Origin of the sequence: Rhizobium sp. PDO1-076 (assembly GCF_000247475.1) — a bacterium.
Classification (GTDB): domain Bacteria; phylum Pseudomonadota; class Alphaproteobacteria; order Rhizobiales; family Rhizobiaceae; genus Allorhizobium.
On sequence record NZ_AHZC01000260.1, the window covers coordinates 1 to 1,633 of the forward strand.

Below are 1,633 nucleotides of genomic sequence, written 5' to 3' on the forward strand. Positions count from 1 at the left end.
TTTTAGGCGATGGCAAGGGGTGAGTAATTACCAGTTTTTCCAAGCCAGACTTAAAACTCTGGAGTACCTCTGGCAATTCAACTTTAATTTTGCCATATTCCGAAATAACACCTTTTTTCATGGTTATGTAAGCACTTATTACAACAGAATTTGAAGCATCTGTGGTACACACACCAAAGTATTTTTGTCGGAAAGCTAGTTTCTTTTTAAAAGATGAAACTTTCTTCATTACTGACGCATGGAGCTTTATAATTGAGTTGATTTTATTAGAATAATCTTCCAGCGTATTATATAAGGAACGCAACGCACTATAATCAACATCTTTATCGCTATAATCAACAGCGTCACTACTATATTTAGTGGTATATTCTCCATACTTAATGTTAAATTTCTCCGTCATACCCAAAATCAAATGATACGCTTCACTTTCTGGCAAGGACTTAGATAGCAGCTCAAGTTCATTTTCCAAGCAGGCACTCAAAGCCAACGCTTCAGTCAGCTTCGTTTGTATTTCTTCATCCAGATCCTCTAAAAAAATACATTTGTCACCTTCATTTAATACAACACTCGTTTTATTACCGGTTCGTCCCCTTGTCGCTTTCGGAGGAACATTTACTCCGGTCGATTGGGGAAGCAATACAGTAACCTCCACTTCAGAATCATTTTGTTCCCAACCGAAATCACTAGTTGATTCCAATTCATCATTTTGTTCCCAACCGGAATCACTAGTTGATTCCAAGTCATCATTTTTCCTATTGTGATTGTAAATTACTTTATACCCAGTCATCGTCTGGCCATTGGTTCCAAACGTTTCGTGCGCATGCGCTACATTCATTCGACCCTTAATTGCTTCTAGACCAATCTTCACAGGACGAGGTTCATTTTTGATCTTACCATGCCTCCATATTTCAAATGGCCCTGTATTGCCGCTGTTATGAACTCGATCGGATATCTGCGCCAACAAAGGCCACTTGATTGCTGTCAGGTATGAATCGCGCTGTACGAATTGTCTTTTTCTCTGCTGCTTTATCGAAGCACTGCCTGTCTTGCACACAGTTCGACCATCGCTCTTTACGGTGGCCGTCCCAAGACGGCCGTCTACATCTGTTGATTCAACAGGTGACTTGTCTATTGCTGCCATGTATGCATTAAGCTGCACGAATTCACTTTTGCTCTGCGGTTCTATCGAAGCACTGCCTGTCTTGCACACAGTTCGACCAAAAGCACTTCCATTCTCTACTGGAGCATGCAGTTGACGTGCTCCATCAGTAATCGGCGCGGGTGTTGTTGGCGATTGAATTTGGCTCGGGATTTTTGGCGACATCTACTGCTTCCGTTTGTTGTTGTACGCTTTAACGTACTGTCCGCGATCAAAGATTGAACGCGGGCGCTGGTCACGATATTCCATCGGCATCCCGTGCTGACTGCGGTAAGCTAAGTCGAAAGATTGTCGTGCAATGTCCTATATATTACATTACTTTAAATTTATTACTGAAGGTCTCCGGCCATACTCTTCCGAGGAAATGCCAGCGAAAGACGCCATCCGGAGATATCTGTCATGCTCTTGCAATTTTCGCCCACAGGCTCATCGCCGCAGTGCGCAGTTCGCGATGGTGACCGGAGGAGATGTCGT

1 protein-coding gene and 1 pseudogene are annotated in these 1,633 nt (G+C 43.0%); both read right to left on the reverse strand.

Going from position 1 to position 1,633, the window contains the following annotated elements; all coding sequences use genetic code 11:
* The coding region (locus PDO_RS27940) for a hypothetical protein (RefSeq protein ID WP_007603071.1) at nt 1-1,324 on the reverse strand (1,324 nt) is incomplete at its 3' end.
* Between the two features lie 232 nt (nt 1,325-1,556).
* A pseudogene (locus PDO_RS29455) lies at nt 1,557-1,633 on the reverse strand (IS6 family transposase); the annotation flags it as partial.